This is a genomic window from Chryseobacterium lineare (assembly GCF_977014045.1).
The window spans coordinates 305,269-322,125 of sequence record NZ_CDRNIQ010000001.1; the positions used below are offsets into that span (position 1 = coordinate 305,269).

Here is a 16,857-nt window from a genome sequence, read left to right on the forward strand (position 1 = left end):
TTCCAATTTGTTTATTTGTCTAATTGAGCAAAAAGGAAACAGCAACAAATACACTATACAATTATTTACTTCCACTAATAGTAGTTTTATCAAATCAAAAAACACCCTACTATAACTTGGAAACCACAAACCAATACACTTTGTATCTCACCTCTTTCATGATGAAAAGAGGCTGTTTCCTGACAATTCTATTCGTCCTTACCTATGGGAAAGTTCCTGCTGCAGACTATAAGAACAGCAGCTCTAGCGTGACGGATAGTATTTCTGGCAGCAACCTTAATGTTTACGAAGATGCCTATGTATATGGTCTTACAGAAGAATCCAAGGCAAAAGTGGTTTATTCTTATAAAAAAGATAAAAACAGGCTAAAGCCAATATCAAATAAAAAATTAAGTCTTGCCGGTAAAAAGAAGAGCAAAAACATTCGGCAGAAACCAATTAAGGGTACTATCGAAGAAATAAAAAGCAGCACAGCAGGAGAGAATGTTTATTTTTCGCAACTGCAAAGTTTCGGTGCATTCTCTTTTTTACCTACAAAATTGTCAGAAATAGCTGGTTTAATAAAGATTGAAGAATTCCGGGCATTATTTCTCTACGATAATACAGGAAAAATAATACAATCAGCTATTTTATTTTCACATGGTCTGCGCACTTTTCGCTTTTGCAGGCCACCTCCATCTTATGTAGAAAATGATAATGCATAAAAACTTAAAAACATTAATCTTTAATAAGTTCTTAAAATACCTGTGATTTTATTTTTTTAATATAAAAACCAAATATTCTCAGGTAACAAAATATAATTATACAATAAGATGAAAAAACAAACAACTTTTATAATAGCTCTTGTAACATCTCAATTTGCCTTTTCTCAGGTAGGTGTAAATAACACCTCACCTCAGGCCACTTTGGATGTTACGGCAAAAACAACAAATGGGAGTAAACCCGAGGGATTTATTGCTCCCCGTCTTACCGGAGATCAAATTAAATCGGCAGATACACGATATGGAACAGCACAGACAGGTACTATCATTTATGCTACATCAGCGGTATCGTCACCTGTAGTAGGAAGCAAAACCGAATTTATTACTGCAGCAGGGTACTATTTTTATGATGGAAGCAAATGGCAGAAATTATCAGGCTCGGGTTCAGGTGGAGGATATTTGGGTTCAACTTCAGTAACTCTTAACGGTACTTCGTTCGAACGTGCTGCTTTGACAGGTGATGTTACGGCTTCTGCAAACAGTAATGCTACAACGGTGGCTAAAATCCAGGGCAAATCGGTAGCTTCTACGGCACCCACGAATGGCCAGGTATTAAAGTACAACACGACAACCAGTGCTTGGGAACCTTCTTCGGATGCGGGTCTTACCAGTGAAGTAGACGGTGTTGTTGGGAATGAGGTAACATCAGCCACCACGAATGGAGGATTATCTGTATCAGGATCAGGAACTGCTGCCAGCCCATACACTTTGGGCTTGCCCACTACAGGCGTTACCAGCGGGCAGATTATGAAATGGGATGGCACGAAATGGGCGCTGGCCAGTGATACGGATACCAACACGACTTATACCGGTTCCACCTCTGTCACTTTGAATGGGACTTCATTTGAAAGACCAGCTTTAACAGGAGATGTTACGGCTTCTGCAAACAGTAATGCTACAACAGTAGCTAAGATCCAGGGCAAATCAGTATCTACCACGGCACCCACGAATGGTCAGGTGTTAAAGTACAATACGACAACCAGTGCTTGGGAGCCAGCGGCTGATACGGATACTAATACAACATACACCGCCGGCGGTGGCCTTACCTTAACGGGAACTGCTTTTTCGGCAAATGATGCTACTACCACAGCTAAAGGAATTGTTCAGTTGGCGGGTGACTTAGGAGGTACATCAGGATCTCCTACGGTAACGAAGATCCAGAACAAATCGGTAGCCTCTACAGCACCCACCAATGGTCAGGTATTGAAGTATAATACAACAACCAGTGCCTGGGAACCAGCAGCAGATGTTGGCACCACTTACACCGGTTCCACTTCTGTCACTTTGAATGGGACTTCATTTGAAAGACCTGCTCTAACAGGAGATGTTACGGCTTCTGCAAACAGTAATGCAACAACGGTGGCTAAGATCCAGGGCAAATCGGTAGCTTCTACGGCACCCACGAATGGTCAGGTTTTGAAGTATAATACGACAACCAGTTCTTGGGAACCAGCGGCTGATACGGATACCAATACAACATACACCGCCGGTGGTGGCCTTACCTTAACGGGAACTGCTTTTTCGGCAAATGATGCCACTACCACAGCTAAAGGAATTGTTCAGTTGGCAGGTGACTTAGGAGGTACATCAGGATCTCCTACGGTAACGAAGATCCAGAACAAATCGGTAGCCTCTACAGCACCCACGAATGGTCAGGTGTTAAAGTATAATACAACAACCAGCGCTTGGGAACCAGCCGCAGATGTTGGCACCACTTATACCGGTTCCACTTCTGTCACTTTGAATGGGACTTCATTTGAAAGACCAGCTTTAACAGGTGATGTTACGGCTTCTGCAAACAGTAATGCTACAACGGTCGCCAAGATCCAGGGCAAATCAGTATCCACCACGGCTCCCACGAATGGTCAGGTGTTAAAGTATAATACGACAACCAGCGCTTGGGAACCAGCAGCGGATACCGATACCAACACGACTTACACCGGTTCCACCTCTGTCACTTTGAATGGGACTTCATTTGAAAGACCAGCTTTGACAGGAGATGTTACGGCTTCTGCAAACAGTAATGCTACAACGGTCGCCAAGATCCAGGGCAAATCAGTCTCTTCGACAGCACCCACGAATGGTCAGGTATTGAAGTACAATACGACAACCAGTTCTTGGGAACCCTCTTCGGATGCGGGTCTTACCAGTGAAGTAGATGGTATTATCGGAAATGAGGTAACATCAGCCACCACGAATGGAGGATTATCTGTATCAGGATCGGGTACTGCTGCCAGCCCATACACTTTGGGTTTGCCCACTACAGGAGTAACCAGCGGACAGATTATGAAATGGGATGGCACAAAATGGGCGCTGGCCAGCGATACGGATACCAACACGACTTATACCGGTTCCACCTCTGTCACTTTGAATGGGACTTCATTTGAAAGACCAGCTTTAACAGGAGATGTTACGGCTTCTGCAAACAGTAATGCTACAACGGTCGCCAAGATCCAGGGCAAATCAGTATCCACCACGGCTCCCACGAATGGTCAGGTGTTAAAGTATAATACGGCAACCAGTGCCTGGGAACCAGCAGCAGATGTTGGCACCACTTATACCGGTTCCACTTCTGTCACTTTGAATGGGACTTCATTTGAAAGACCAGCTTTAACAGGAGATGTTACGGCTTCTGCAAACAGTAATGCTACAACGGTCGCTAAGATCCAGGGCAAATCAGTATCTACCACGGCTCCCACGAATGGTCAGGTGTTAAAGTACAATACGACAACCAGTGCCTGGGAACCAGCAGCAGATGTTGGCACCACTTACACCGGTTCCACTTCTGTAACTTTGAATGGAACAGCCTTTGAAAGACCAGCTTTGACAGGAGATGTTACGGCTTCTGCAAACAGTAATGCTACAACAGTAGCTAAGATCCAGGGCAAATCAGTATCTACCACGGCTCCCACCAATGGCCAGGTATTAAAGTACAACACGACAACCAGTGCTTGGGAACCTTCTTCGGATGCGGGTCTTACCAGTGAAGTAGATGGTATTATCGGAAATGAGGTAACATCAGCCACCACGAATGGAGGATTATCTGTATCAGGATCGGGTACTGCTTCCAGCCCATACACATTGGGTTTGCCCACAACAGGAGTTACTACCGGACAGATTATGAAATGGGATGGCACGAAATGGGCGCTGGCCAGCGATACGGATACCAACACGACTTATACCGGTTCCACTTCTGTAACTTTGAATGGAACAGCCTTTGAAAGACCAGCTTTGACAGGAGATGTTACGGCTTCTGCAAACAGTAATGCTACAACAGTAGCTAAGATCCAAGGCAAATCAGTATCTACCACGGCTCCCACGAATGGTCAGGTGTTGAAGTACAATACGACAACCAGTGCCTGGGAACCAGCAGCGGATACCGATACCAACACGACTTATACCGGTTCCACTTCTGTAACTTTGAATGGAACAGCCTTTGAAAGACCAGCTTTAACAGGAGATGTTACGGCTTCTGCAAACAGTAATGCCACAACGGTAGCGAAGATCCAGGGCAAATCGGTAGCTTCTACAGCACCCACGAATGGTCAGGTGTTAAAGTATAATACGGCAACCAGTGCCTGGGAACCAGCAGCAGATGTTGGCACCACTTATACCGGTTCCACTTCTGTCACTTTGAATGGGACTTCATTTGAAAGACCAGCTTTGACAGGAGATGTTACGGCTTCTGCAAACAGTAATGCTACAACAGTAGCTAAGATCCAAGGCAAATCAGTATCTACCACGGCTCCCACGAATGGTCAGGTGTTGAAGTACAATACGACAACCAGTGCCTGGGAACCAGCAGCGGATACCGATACCAACACGACTTATACCGGTTCCACTTCTGTAACTTTGAATGGAACAGCCTTTGAAAGACCAGCTTTAACAGGAGATGTTACGGCTTCTGCAAACAGTAATGCCACAACGGTCGCCAAGATCCAGGGCAAATCAGTGTCTACCACGGCACCCACGAATGGTCAGGTGTTAAAGTATAATACGACAACCAGCGCTTGGGAACCAGCAGCGGATACCGATACCAACACGACTTACACCGGTTCCACCTCTGTCACTTTGAATGGGACTTCATTTGAAAGACCAGCTTTAACAGGAGATGTTACGGCTTCTGCAAACAGTAATGCCACAACGGTCGCTAAGATCCAGGGCAAATCAGTATCTACCACGGCACCCACGAATGGTCAGGTATTGAAGTACAATACGACAACCAGTGCCTGGGAACCAGCAGCAGATGTTGGCACCACTTATACCGGTTCCACTTCTGTCACTTTGAATGGGACTTCATTTGAAAGACCAGCTTTGACAGGAGATGTTACGGCTTCTGCAAACAGTAATGCTACAACGGTAGCCAAGATCCAGGGAACAGCGGTGAGTTCTTCGGCACCTACTACGGCTGGGGAGTCATTAATCTATAATGGAACATCCTGGGGACCTTCATCTAATACGTTAACAGTATCTCCTGAAGTTACAACAGGTACCTATACTGTAAAGGCTACAGATTTTTTTCTACGTCTAAATCCAACGGCAGCAATAATCTATATTAATCTTCCTTCAACAGGTATTCCCGTAGGCAAGGTCATTCACATTGTCAATAAGGGTAATAAACAAGCTAATTTTTTATGGGACAATGTTGCGCCATCCGGAACTCTGTTTTATGATCAGGCGCGTCCTGCGGTGTTAGGTGGTGGATATTCTGGTACGCTCGTTTATCTGGGAGGTACCGGTCAGGGAGCATGGAGTTTTGTAGTAACATATTAATCACTTTATAATACAATTCAATATGAATAAAAAATATATCAATGCATTTTTATTATGCTCTTTGGTCGCAATATCGGTAGGGGTAAAAGCCCAGGTCCGTATTGTTAACAGTACTACCAATTCGGCTATAGCAAACAGTTCCTCATTTATTGATGCTTCATCCAATACTATTACGAACACCACTCCTAATGAAGGAAAAGGATTGTTATTCCCCAGAACGGATCTTACCCTTTTTACTACATTTGGTGGAAGCCCTATTGGGACTCCTGCTTCTTTTCCATATTATTATGACGGTCTTATTGTGTATAATACAGCAACATCAGGCGTTGCGGGTGTTGGAAGTACTCAGGGGACTTTAACTGCAGGATACTGGTATTACGATAATAAATCAGGAGCCATAAACGGAGGAACCTGGAAACCGGTGTCACCCGTTTCGTCATCCTATACCGGTTCTACATCAGTAACTCTGAATGGCTCATCTTTTGAGCGTGCTGCATTAACGGGTGATGTTACGGCTTCTGCAAACAGTAATGCTACAACGGTAGCCAAGATCCAGGGCAAATCGGTGTCTACCACTGCTCCCACCAATGGGCAGGTACTGAAATACAATACTACAACCAGTGCCTGGGAACCTGCTGCAGATACTGGTACTACCTATACAGGTTCTACCTCTGTCACTTTAAATGGAACTTCATTTGAAAGACCAGCTTTGACAGGTGATGTTACGGCTTCTGCAAACAGTAATGTAACGACAGTCGCAAAGATTCAGGGGAAATCAGTCTCTTCGACAGCACCCACGAATGGTCAGGTATTGAAGTACAATACGACAACCAGTGCCTGGGAACCTGCTGCAGATACTGGTACTACCTATACTGGTTCCACCTCTGTAACTTTGAATGGAACTTCATTTGAAAGACCAGCTTTGACAGGTGATGTTACGGCTTCTGCAAACAGTAATGCTACAACCATTGCTAATAACGCAGTAACTTCGGCTAAAATTGCTGACGGAGCTATTGCTACAGCTGATATTGCTGCCAATGCAGTAACCGTTGCTAAATTACCTACAGGAGCTACTGCAACTACTTTCTTGCGTGGAGACGGAACTTGGGTAACTCCAACCGATACCAACACTACCTATACAGCGGACAACGGATTAACGTTATCTGGCAGCAGCTTATCACTGGGTGGCACACTTACAGCCAATACAAGTATAAACTCTAATGGTAAAACATTCTCATTTGATAACAATTCTGCTACCACAGGTACAACTTTAAGGGTAAATACAGGTACAGGAACAACGGGATATTCTCAAAGCTCCAACGGAAGATTTGATGTAGATGCAGCTAGTGTTATCGGAGGACGTTTTACGATTCTTGAAAATGGGAATGTCGGCATTGGAGCTAGTGCGCCCGGTACAAAACTGGAAGTAGGCGGGCAAGTAAAAATAACAGGAGGTACTCCTGGAACAGGCAAAGTACTGACCTCTGATGCTAATGGTCTTGCGAGTTGGGTTGCAGTTCCGAGTGATAATCTGGGGAACCATACCGCCACATTGGACCTGAATATGAGCGGCAAAAATATTACTAACGCTTTTTCTCTTGGCACGACAGTGAATGCGGGGTCAGGAGGTTCAACACACTGGTATCTTAGAAATGCTGCGGGTTCGCAACGGTGGGGGATAGGGACTCAGCTGGTAGAAGCCACAGGAAATGTGGGTGAAGATTTTACGATCTGGAATTATTCAAATACAGGAGGATGGCTAGGCACTCCTTTATTAATCAAACGTTCTACAGGAAATGTAACTTTTGGAAGCCAGATTCAAATTTCCGGAGGTTCTCCGGGAGCAGGGAAAGTATTGACCTCTGATGCCAACGGTCTGGCAAGCTGGGCTACTCCTGCAAATAGTACCTACACCACCTCTAACGGACTTACAGTGTCAGCTAATGACATTAAACTTGGTGGAGCTCTTACAGTTGCTACCACCATCAGTAATATTACCAGTACCAATACCTTATCCTTTACCAGCCCTGATGCGGCAAGTGCGGCAATCACAGTAGGAAGCACTTCGGCAGGATCGGGAGGAGTGTATTTCGGAAATACAAATCATGGGGTAAAAAGAGGATTTCCCACCACGGGTGCGGATAATAATGTAGGATTATATACCACTGCAGGAAATTTATATCTTTCCACTAACGGTACCGCAACAGATCGTTTTGTCCTCAACAGCGATGGAAATATAGGAATTGGCACATCTAGTCCAACCACTAAATTGAGTGTTGCCGGAAGTGCAATTTTCAAACCGAACACTTCTAATAATGGTACTGGAGATCCTGTAAGTATACAGATGTATGGAACCAATGGTTCAGACTATACAGCTGTAGGAGGAATCAAGATGAGATGGCATGATCAGAATCCAGTTTCCATTAATATTGTAAAAGGTGTTGCAAATAACGACGGTGCTGCTATGGGATTTAATGTTTCCTCAGATGCTACAAATGAATTTGAAGCAATGAGAATTCAAAAATCAGGAAATATAGGAATTGGTCTTGATGATCCTCAATCAAAACTACATGTAAATGGCATTATCACTTCAGGGCCTTTTTCGGGTGTAGGAGGGGGGCTAAACCTTGGCAATGGTAACCATGGAATCCGACGGGGTTTTCCTAGTGAGGTAGGCTCCAATAATAATGTGGGATTGTATACGACGGGAGGAAATATATATCTTTCTACTAATGGTAATGCGGATGCAGGTCAGTTCGCAATGGTAGACGGAAATGTGGGTATTGGGACAGGTTCGCCAGGTTCAAAATTGCATGTAAATGGTACTATAAAAGCATCACGTATAGAAGGAACATCAGACATTCGTTTCAAGAAAGACATTCATAAGATTTATGGCGCTACAGAGAAGCTAAATCAGCTTAATGGCTATACCTATACATGGCGGGATAAGACCGAATTTCCGGGACAGACCTTAGGAGAAGGTAAGGATGTAGGAGTAATTGCACAGGAGGTGGAACAAGTTTTCCCGGATGCAGTAAGCACCAATAAGGATGGTTACAAATCTGTGAACTACAATGCGCTGATTCCGGTTCTGATAGAAGCATTGAAAGAATCAAATAGTAAAATCGACCGCCTGGAGCAGCAGATCAAAGCACTGGAGTCTGTAAAAGCTAAATAACTGAAAGATGACTGCATATATATTATTTTCGGCTTATAAAATGAGAGAAAAAATTCATTTTCTCATTTTAGGGACATTTTGCCGATATACGCTTCTGATAGCAGGTATAGTGATGCCTGTGCTGCTCCTGTCTCAGAATACAGCCGTTACTTCTGGAGACATTAATAATTGCGGTACATGGGGAAACCCCACTGCAATTTTCAGGAATACCAGTGATACCAAAACCATAAACAATGGAGTCACCGTTGCCGCCAATGAGAACTGGAGTACAGGAGCGGTTGTGTTAAATGGGAACGGAGCGGTTAATTTTAACAATGGGATTGTTCTGGATTTTACTAACGATCAGGGAGCAGATAAGGCGTGTAGTATGACAATTCATTGTGAAGAAGGTACTTTTACTATCAGTAAGAATATATGGTATCTAAATCATCCCGTATCAATTCATTATGAAAATGGTGATGGCAGAACGATGCCCTCAGGTTCTCAGACCAATAATAGTGTTAAATTATCCTGGGGAGGGGGAACCTTTCCTGTAGGAACTAATGGCACGATACCTTTTATTATTGAAACAGATTATCTATGTGGTAGTTGTAGTACACCCACGGGGACACGTACGTTTAACGTTAATATGGGGGGAGGTACTTATTGCAATATAAAAGTTGTCGTACAATAACTGACTAAAGTTTTTTGAAAAATGTTCATCCGCAATTAAAAGACATGTAAGCCGGGTACAGTTTGTATACAGAGTTTTGTTTCATTGATCCTGATTCTTGGAGTATGATTTTTTCCGGTGTTATTTATTGTCTTGTTCTTGGGGCATAGCCTCCGTCTATAAAAGGATTATCCTGAACACTTTCAGAAAGGCACATACATAAAAAGAAATAATGATTGAGTTTATTATTAAGCGATCAATTATTGTAAGATAACGGAAAAATGAGACTGTCATATGGCTGATAATGAAACAAATTATCAACCTGCAAAAATGACCAAATGATTAAATTAAAATAGATTCTAACACACGCAAATGATTGTAAGCCAGGGAGACCGTTCAGGAAACATCCTTTAGTCTCCCGGTTTTTTTGAAAGAATTCAAAAACATAATGATACAACAAATAGAACAATGCTTCCTTGTGAGGATAGAAAACAATGACAGAACTATCAATCTTTTAAAGAGCTGTTTTTTAGATGATAATCGAAGTCAAATAATAATTTTTACATTCTTCATTCAGGTCAAAGCTCTGATAGTAATTATTATCAATGATTATATAAGTTTTTAATCTGTAATGGTGTCAAAAGGAATTTCAATTTAAAAAAAATTAAGTAAGAAAGCAGAAGATTGATGCTGGATGGCTCATTGCTTAGTATTTATGTTGTGTTTCCGGGGAAGGTAAAGCTTATAAAACTGATTTCATAATGATGTCCTTTCCCGGTTTTATTCCAAAAAATTAATAATTAATGTGAGCTCAATATAAAATAAATTCTCAGCGCTCGGAGCGCGACATGCATTGATAAACGAATAAGAAATATTGAACTCGAATTTTAAGATTAAAATTTCAGAAGAAGAATATATGAAAAAAATTAAATGATAAAACCAGAATAAGAATCAGTCGACATAATCCTTTTTTTGATTTATACGTTCCTGAGATCACGGCAAATTCCCTTTTGTCCTCAGTAATGTATAACGTTTACAAAAAAAACGGATTTTCTAAAAACGCAGATGTTTTTATATAGCTGCCCGGATATTTTAGGATAATAACTGGTTATCCGGGCGCTTTTTTAAAGAAAAAATTTAAAGAAAAATTTATGACCCCACAAATGAAAGAAATTCACATCGGCGAGATGCTTTTTCGGGCGGTTACCGAAAGAGATATCCATGAAGAGCGTATCTGTAAATTTTTTGGATGCAGTTCTTCAGAAATTTCAGGAATGTACACCTGTAAGAGTATGGATACAATACTTCTTTTAAAATGGAGTAAACTTCTGGAATACGATTTTTTCAGGATTTACAGCCAACATCTTATTCTTTATTCGCCCCCGATTAAAGCAATCGGTAAAGCAAACAGCTATCATAGTCTTCCGAAGTTCCGGAAAAATATATACACCAATGAAGCGATTAATTTCTTTTTGGAACTCATTGCTAGCGGTGAGAAAACAATAGCACAAATATTAGTGGAATATGGGGTGCCGAAAAGTACCATGTACCGATGGCTCAGCAAAAGGGGATTTTAGGACAAACGGTAAAAGGCAAAAGTATTTTCACAAAATATCCAACCGAATGTCGAATTCCCTTGTTGCTTATTTTGAAAGAATAATGTAGTATAAGTAATTATGATAAGTGTATGAAAATGAAGGAATTATTTTGCTTTATAAAAAATCACATTATAAGTAAAGAATTTTTAGTATCAGAATTTAAAAACGAATATTGGCGGAATGTAACCCGGAGAAAATTTTATGTTAAGAATATTATTGAAAATTCACTGCTTATAGGAAAAACCAAATCCGAGATAGAAGCATCCTTTGGAAAAAACGAGAGCAAGCATGATTATGTGAACAGATGGACCTATTTTGTACAGAAAAAAGGAAAAAGAAAATATGTTCTGGCTCTTTACTTTGAAGATGATGTACTGGTTGATGTCAGGTACGAATACAGATATATTGATTGAAATTTAGAAAACTTATGATGTCCTGATGAAGACCACGGAAAACAATAGCAGCACTTTAATAACAGTAGGCGCTTTCGCCGGAAATATCAAACAAATCGATCAAATTTTTTTAGAAATTATATGAAAAATACCCCTAATTACCGAAAAATATACGAGGATATGATTGCAAAGAAATATCCTGATAAGGCAGAGGCCTGCAAAAGTATTTTAACCAAAAAAAAGATTAAAACCATCGATGTGGTGATGCTGAACAATATCATTGTGGGCTTTGATTCGCACTACATTGAAAACAACCAGAAGCTCAAGTCGTATGACAAGGATACTGTTTTTGAAGTGTTGATGTATCAGAAAAAACATCACCTGAATAATATTCAGACGGCAAAGCATTTCAACATCAGCCGCAATACGCTGAGCAGCTGGAAAAAAAAGTTTATTGTTGAGTTTAAAAATCAGTTACCGGAATCATAGAATTATAATTATTGCAGGGTAGAATTGAATTCAATTTCATAGACAATTTCCATATTATGGTAAACCTAAGCTTCACTAAATGTTGATAGTTTCAACAACTCTTTACTCAAAGATAAAAGCTAATCAGATTAATTGCAAGATTCTTATTTATATCAAATTATTATTATAAAATTAATAATTCCATTATGTCCTTTTTAACCGCCCGAAAACAATATATTTTTCGGGATTTCTTCGGAAGCTCTTCGGAAAAATCACTGTTTTTCCGAAGCCGACCCGAAGGTGATCCGAAGAACACCCGAAGAAAAAGGTAATAAAGCCGGTCAAAACCGGTCAAAACACATTATTACCGGTCGTTGTTTTCAAAATTGATAAAAAGCAAAAAAAACGCTATATCTTTATTTTGTTAATTTTAAAATATATGAAAAATCATGCAGATGAAAGTTAATTACTTGTCAGGATAGAATTCCGCCAGCTCATATGAAAAAACGACACTGATTATTTTCCATTCTCCGTCAGTCTTGATCAGATGCCAGAATTCTTTTCCGTAATTTTTCATCTGATTATCGACCCAGAAAGAATAATCGAATGTCACACTTCCAATAGCATCGTCATTTTCGATACGTACACTTTTAAACAATTCCTTTTTTTCTTCTTTTCTGAGGATATAGCTAAAGAAACTTTTATAAGTATCCCGGAAATAGTTTTTGACGTTTTTAGGATCACTTTCCGATAACTTTAGTTGTGTTTTTGTTCGGTTTACACCAATCCAGCTCACGGCTTCCGTATGAAACAAGCTGTAAAAAGCAGATGAATCTTTGCTGATAATGCTTTCTTTAAATTGATTTACAATACTTTCGATAGCCTTTTTTTCTGAAGCAATGTTCTGGGCAGATAATACGCTGCAAGCAATTACAAAAAATAACAAGCTAAATTTTTTCATGAGATATGATGTTTAAGGATTTTATTTTTAAGATAGGAAGAAGGCTTTTCGATACAGTATAAATACAATATTCCGGCAAAGAGACAGGCTGCGAGGCAGACAAGGAAAACAAATGTATCCGGTAATGAAATAGTAAATTGATCCAGAAATAACTGTATAAGATGAATTACGCCTTTATGCGAAAGATAGACAGAGTAGGAAAGTAGAGCAATTTTGGATGTTATAAAGCTTTTTCTTTTGTTTAAAAAAGAAGATGCTGAAATGGCTCCAAGCAATAAAATTCCATAGCTTGCTGCTACGAATGAAAATCCTAAAATCGAAGCACCCTCAGAATATTGGTCCCTGCAAAAGTATAGGGAAAGAGCTGTTGATAGTAACCCGCTGAGAAGTATTACATTTCCATTTTTATCAATAAATAGTTTAAATTTTTCAGAAAACTGGAAAAAATAACCGGTCAGAACGCCAATGGCCAGTCCATCAAATCTCGTATAAGTAGGATAATAGATCTTCATATACCATTCTTTCCAGAAGTCAGAATGGGCAATATGGGTAACAATATATTCATTCCATGAGAAATACCGCAGGAATATCGATACAATAATGAGTAAAACGATACTGTATGTAAGATAGCGAATAGATTTCATTTTGTAGAATAACAAAAGAATGGCAGGAAGCATCAGGTAAAACTGCTCTTCAATGCAGAGAGACCATGCGTGGGAAAAAGTTCCTTTTTGAATAACATTCAAACTGTAATTTTGTGTAAATGTGATGAATTTCCAGATAGACGGCAGCGCTTCCCGCTCCCTGAATACCGGAATGCAGAAATAAAGAAATAATGTAAATAAATAGGGAGGAATAATCCGGAAAAATCTCTTGATGTAAAAGGTTTTCAAATCAATAGTGTGTTTTTCTTTCATATCGCTGAATAGCTGATTAGAGATTAAAAATCCGCTTATAACGAAAAACAGATCTACGCCGGTCCATCCGATCCATCCTACAGTATCGATCCAGGAAGGATGCTCGAACATTCGGTAATGGTAAATAAATACGAGTACAATCGCAAGAGCACGGAGGTGGTCCAGTCCGTTAAATTTTTTAATAGGCTGCATATTTTTTTAGCGAAATTGAGATTAATCTCAGTAGCTTTCATGTACTGGATTCATACAGCATTAATTTGAATGTATTGAATGCTTTTCCACTTTCAGATGCAGAAAATGGTCGTCTGCATGATAATGTAGGTCTTCCAGCTTTCTTTTTCTTATGAAAAGTTTTTAATGACTATTTTTGACAGTAATGGATACAACTCTCAACATGAAATACAAAAAACAGATTGGCTATCAGATACTATTCTGGATTGCTCTATTTCTGCTTGGGTTGGCGAGGAATTACGGAGAGCATGAAAATCCGGGTTTTAAAGAATTCCTATATTATGATCTGTGCCATTGGATATTTCAGATCATGGGAGCCAATTTTATCTATTTTGTTCTGATCAGAAAGTTTTTCGATACCAAAAAGTATCTCTTATTTACGCTGTATCTTGTGTTGAGTTTATATTGTTTAGGCGTACTAAACCGTCTGTTTATCGTTTATCTGGCAGAACCTTTTTTTGCCACTTATCCCAAAGAAAGCTTTACTGAAATTTTTTCAGATATTCGATACCTTTTGTTCCATTACATTTTTCCGATTCTTTCAGGAGCATTTATTTTCATATCGGTTATGTTCATTCTGCGTTATCAGGATGAGAAAAATAATCGTTTACAGCTACAGAAAGAGAAATCTGAATTGGAACTGATGTTATTAAAATCACAGCTTAATCCACATTTTTTATTTAACACACTCAACAATATTTACTCATTGTCCGTTTCAGGTTCCGCGGCAACGGCGCAGTCAATCGAACGGCTCTCTGATATTCTGGATTATATTCTCAGTAAGGGACAGCATAAAATGGTGGATATCAATGAAGAATTAAAAATTATTGACGATTATATCGAACTTGAAAAATTACGCTACGACGAACGGCTGATTATGAATAAATCTGAAAATATAGGATCTCAGGCCCATATTCCGCCATTATTATACCTTTCTCTGGTTGAGAATGCTTTTAAGCACGGTGCAGAAAAAACGAGCGGAAATGTTGAAATCAATATATCTGTAATAACTGATTTTGATTTTGCTATATTTAAAGTGGAAAATAATTTCTCTGAAACCTCAACCGATGACAGAATAGGAATCGGACTGAATAATATCAGAAAGCAGCTTGAATTATATTATTCCGATAAATATCTATTGAAAATTGAAAAAAATGAAAATTGGTTTTCTGTAAAAGTGACCACTCCTTTGTATGACAATTAATTGTGTAATTATAGACGACGAACCGCTGGCAGTTAAGCTTCTCGAAAACCATATCTCTAAGATCGAAGAGATGAAGGTAGTGGGAACCGGAAAAAATGCCATGGAAGCTTATCGAATTTTGCAGGATCGACAGGTTGACCTTTTGTTTCTTGATATCCAGATGCCTGATCTCAGCGGAATTGAATTTCTAAGGTCATTGAACCATAAACCCAAAACCATTTTCACCACCGCCTACCGTGATTACGCCGTCGAAGGATTCGAGCTGGAAGCCGTCGACTATTTATTGAAACCCATTACCTTCGACCGTTTTTTCAAATCTGTGCAGCGTATATTAACTACAGTGGCCAAAGATACCGGTGAAGAATTTCTCATTTTTAAGTCGGATGGATTTAATAAAAAAATTCTGCTGAAAGATATCCTTTATCTTGAGGGTTCCGGAAATGATATAAAAGTCTTCCTAATCAATGAGTGCATCACAGTTTCCAAAATGACACTTTCCGAGCTTGCTACACAACTGCTGAAAAAAGGTTTTATCAGAATTCATCGCTCGTTTATGATAAATGTCTCCTACGTTACCGCCATCGGAAGCCAGGAAATACTGGTCGGAAAAAAAGGAATTCCCATAGGAAGAAGCTATAAAAATGAGTTTGATGCTTTTAAAAAAGCATTTCTGGGAAAGCATTCTTTTAATTAAACTTGTTTGAATTAATATTAAATTTAACCACAAAATTCACAAAAGGCAAGTTTAAAAAGTTTTATTAGCTAATCAAAGTTTTAAAAGAATAAAAATCAAAGATTTTTAAAAACCATTGTTAGCTTTTCTTTTATAAAAATTGCTTAAGATAGAAATTTCTAATCTTTTGTAACTTTTGTGGTTAAATAAAATATTTAAATAAGCTTATCGTAAAAACTAATGTCTGATAAGGTGAATCATTGATTTTAAATTTTAGCCTAAAACTTTTATCGTATCATGTAATTTCGACAACTTTTATCTCGTGATTCTGCCATTTTTTCAGTTCTAAAATGACAAAATTTCATATTTTGGCACTGGCATACTGCTTGTAATGAATAAGTTACGATCATTGAATATATTGTTTAACCTTTAAAAACTCGTAATTATGTCAATCGTTAAAAGAAACAATGGCAGTTTGCTCCCTGCAAATCCACGTGCACTGTTCGATGACTTTTTCAGCCGCGAACTTTTTAATTGGGGTAACAACAACTTTTCGTCAACCCTTACTACACTTCCTTCGGTGAATATCCGGGAAAGTGAAGACAATTTTGAAGTGGAACTTGCCGCTCCGGGAATGGAGAAACAGGATTTCGAAATTACCCTGGAAGGAAATATGCTTACCATTTCATCTTCCCGAAAAAACCAGAAAGAAGAGAAGGAAGACAATTACATCCGCAGGGAATTCAGCTATCAGTCTTTCCGTAGAAGTATCGAGCTTGCAGAAAATGTAGTAGATGATGAGAACATTGAAGCCAGATATGAAAATGGTGTTCTGAAGCTTACTATTCCAAAATCTGAAAAAGCCAAAAAACAGGCACCCCGTATGATCGAAGTGCATTAACAAACCTGATCAGGGAATTATTGCAAATCTGAATAATGTTGTACAATTTGCTGTTGAAACATTGTTTTAATAAGTGCTGACAGCCTTGTTCAGCCCTGCAGTAAATCCCAAATTTGAATGAATCATTTACATTGGTTTTCCGCAAGGG

The 16,857-nt window shown here is 39.5% G+C and carries 12 protein-coding genes; 10 read left to right on the forward strand and 2 right to left on the reverse strand.

Features of this window, described 5'->3' with window-relative positions; genetic code table 11:
- The first annotated feature begins 23 nt into the window (after positions 1-23).
- The 7 genes from ACWNCI_RS01420 to ACWNCI_RS01450 all read left to right on the forward strand — a co-directional run bounded on the left by ACWNCI_RS01420 (position 24) and on the right by ACWNCI_RS01450 (position 11,843).
- On the forward strand, positions 24-704 hold the full coding sequence (locus ACWNCI_RS01420; protein ID WP_449386881.1) for a hypothetical protein: 681 nt from the start codon (positions 24-26) through the stop codon (positions 702-704).
- 108 nt (positions 705-812) lie between these two features.
- Positions 813-5,534, forward strand: a complete 4,722-nt coding sequence (locus ACWNCI_RS01425; RefSeq protein ID WP_449386882.1) for a beta strand repeat-containing protein — start codon at positions 813-815, stop codon at positions 5,532-5,534.
- Between the two features lie 22 nt (positions 5,535-5,556).
- Positions 5,557-8,712, forward strand: a complete 3,156-nt coding sequence (locus tag ACWNCI_RS01430) for a tail fiber domain-containing protein (RefSeq protein WP_449386883.1) — start codon at positions 5,557-5,559, stop codon at positions 8,710-8,712.
- A 40-nt stretch (positions 8,713-8,752) separates the two neighbouring features.
- Positions 8,753-9,385: a hypothetical protein gene (locus ACWNCI_RS01435; protein ID WP_449386884.1), complete on the forward strand. Its 633-nt coding sequence runs from the start codon at positions 8,753-8,755 to the stop codon at positions 9,383-9,385.
- 1,142 nt (positions 9,386-10,527) lie between these two features.
- Entirely contained in the window at positions 10,528-10,941 is a 414-nt protein-coding gene (locus ACWNCI_RS01440; RefSeq protein ID WP_449386885.1) for a transposase, read from the forward strand.
- A gap of 116 nt (positions 10,942-11,057) precedes the next feature.
- On the forward strand, positions 11,058-11,375 hold the full coding sequence (locus tag ACWNCI_RS01445) for a hypothetical protein (protein WP_346985882.1): 318 nt from the start codon (positions 11,058-11,060) through the stop codon (positions 11,373-11,375).
- A 159-nt stretch (positions 11,376-11,534) separates the two neighbouring features.
- Positions 11,535-11,843 (forward strand): helix-turn-helix domain-containing protein, encoded by a 309-nt coding sequence (locus ACWNCI_RS01450; RefSeq protein ID WP_449386886.1) that lies wholly within the window; start codon positions 11,535-11,537, stop codon positions 11,841-11,843.
- Between the two features lie 445 nt (positions 11,844-12,288).
- Here ACWNCI_RS01450 and ACWNCI_RS01455 read toward each other — a convergent pair whose 3' ends face one another.
- Positions 12,289-12,783, reverse strand: a complete 495-nt coding sequence (locus ACWNCI_RS01455) for a nuclear transport factor 2 family protein (protein WP_449386887.1) — start codon at positions 12,781-12,783, stop codon at positions 12,289-12,291.
- Positions 12,780-13,892 (reverse strand): acyltransferase family protein, encoded by a 1,113-nt coding sequence (locus ACWNCI_RS01460; protein ID WP_449386888.1) that lies wholly within the window; start codon positions 13,890-13,892, stop codon positions 12,780-12,782. The genes ACWNCI_RS01455 and ACWNCI_RS01460 overlap by 4 nt, the downstream gene beginning before the upstream one ends.
- 202 nt (positions 13,893-14,094) lie before the next feature.
- On the opposite strand from ACWNCI_RS01460, the gene ACWNCI_RS01465 reads away from it, so the two are divergent.
- From ACWNCI_RS01465 to ACWNCI_RS01475, 3 genes are all read left to right on the forward strand, one after another.
- A complete protein-coding gene (locus ACWNCI_RS01465) occupies positions 14,095-15,135 on the forward strand; it encodes a sensor histidine kinase (RefSeq protein WP_449386889.1) in 1,041 nt (346 codons plus the stop codon).
- Complete coding sequence (locus ACWNCI_RS01470) at positions 15,125-15,829, forward strand: LytR/AlgR family response regulator transcription factor (protein ID WP_449386890.1); 705 nt, start codon at positions 15,125-15,127, stop codon at positions 15,827-15,829. Before ACWNCI_RS01465 ends, ACWNCI_RS01470 begins: the two co-directional genes overlap by 11 nt.
- A 424-nt stretch (positions 15,830-16,253) precedes the next feature.
- Positions 16,254-16,709: an Hsp20/alpha crystallin family protein gene (locus tag ACWNCI_RS01475; protein WP_449386891.1), complete on the forward strand. Its 456-nt coding sequence runs from the start codon at positions 16,254-16,256 to the stop codon at positions 16,707-16,709.
- Positions 16,710-16,857 lie beyond the last annotated feature (148 nt).

Bases quoted from the DNA above. Each gene is read 5' to 3' on its own strand.
- ACWNCI_RS01425 (WP_449386882.1), top strand. From the start codon at position 813: ATGAAAAAACAAACAACTTTTATAATAGCTCTTGTAACATCTCAATTT.
- ACWNCI_RS01430 (WP_449386883.1), top strand. From the start codon at position 5,557: ATGAATAAAAAATATATCAATGCATTTTTATTATGCTCTTTGGTCGCA.
- ACWNCI_RS01435 (WP_449386884.1), top strand. From the start codon at position 8,753: ATGAGAGAAAAAATTCATTTTCTCATTTTAGGGACATTTTGCCGATAT.
- ACWNCI_RS01440 (WP_449386885.1), top strand. From the start codon at position 10,528: ATGAAAGAAATTCACATCGGCGAGATGCTTTTTCGGGCGGTTACCGAA.
- ACWNCI_RS01445 (WP_346985882.1), top strand. From the start codon at position 11,058: ATGAAGGAATTATTTTGCTTTATAAAAAATCACATTATAAGTAAAGAA.
- ACWNCI_RS01450 (WP_449386886.1), top strand. From the start codon at position 11,535: ATGATTGCAAAGAAATATCCTGATAAGGCAGAGGCCTGCAAAAGTATT.
- ACWNCI_RS01455 (WP_449386887.1), bottom strand. From the start codon at position 12,783: ATGAAAAAATTTAGCTTGTTATTTTTTGTAATTGCTTGCAGCGTATTA.
- ACWNCI_RS01460 (WP_449386888.1), bottom strand. From the start codon at position 13,892: ATGCAGCCTATTAAAAAATTTAACGGACTGGACCACCTCCGTGCTCTT.
- ACWNCI_RS01465 (WP_449386889.1), top strand. From the start codon at position 14,095: ATGAAATACAAAAAACAGATTGGCTATCAGATACTATTCTGGATTGCT.
- ACWNCI_RS01470 (WP_449386890.1), top strand. From the start codon at position 15,125: ATGACAATTAATTGTGTAATTATAGACGACGAACCGCTGGCAGTTAAG.
- ACWNCI_RS01475 (WP_449386891.1), top strand. From the start codon at position 16,254: ATGTCAATCGTTAAAAGAAACAATGGCAGTTTGCTCCCTGCAAATCCA.